Origin of the sequence: Corallococcus terminator (assembly GCF_003611635.1) — a bacterium.
Classification (GTDB): domain Bacteria; phylum Myxococcota; class Myxococcia; order Myxococcales; family Myxococcaceae; genus Corallococcus; species Corallococcus terminator.
Map to the genome: position 1 here is coordinate 1 of NZ_RAVZ01000854.1, position 387 is coordinate 387.

Below are 387 nucleotides of genomic sequence, written 5' to 3' on the forward strand. Positions count from 1 at the left end.
TCGCGGAGGTCGAGCGGGCCCTGCGCGCGGGAGAGACCGAGAGCCCCCTCGTCCCGATGGTCGACACCGTCGGCGTGCTGCGCGTGCTGGACGCCGCCCGCGAGGAACTCGGCGTGTCCTACGGCGACCTCGAGAACCTCTGAGGAGGGCGACACATGTACTTCACCGACCGCGGCATCGAGGAACTGGTCACCCGGCGCGGCGAGGAGGAGGTCAGCCTGGAGTGGCTGGGCGAACGGCTCGCGACCTTCGTCGACCAGTTCCCCGACTTCGAGGTCGCGATCGACCGCTTCGCCACCTGGCTCGCCCGCGCCGACGACGAGGACGAGTAGGCCTCAGCTGCCCGCGAGGGTCCGCCAGAGCACCTCGACCGACGCGGCGTAGAAC

1 protein-coding gene is annotated in these 387 nt (G+C 70.8%); it reads left to right on the forward strand.

Annotated features, from left to right (window positions below; all coding sequences use genetic code 11):
• Nucleotides 1-155: 155 nt before the first annotated feature.
• Entirely contained in the window at nt 156-332 is a 177-nt protein-coding gene (locus tag D7V88_RS43755; RefSeq protein ID WP_167509927.1) for a DUF6104 family protein, read from the forward strand.
• Nucleotides 333-387 lie beyond the last annotated feature (55 nt).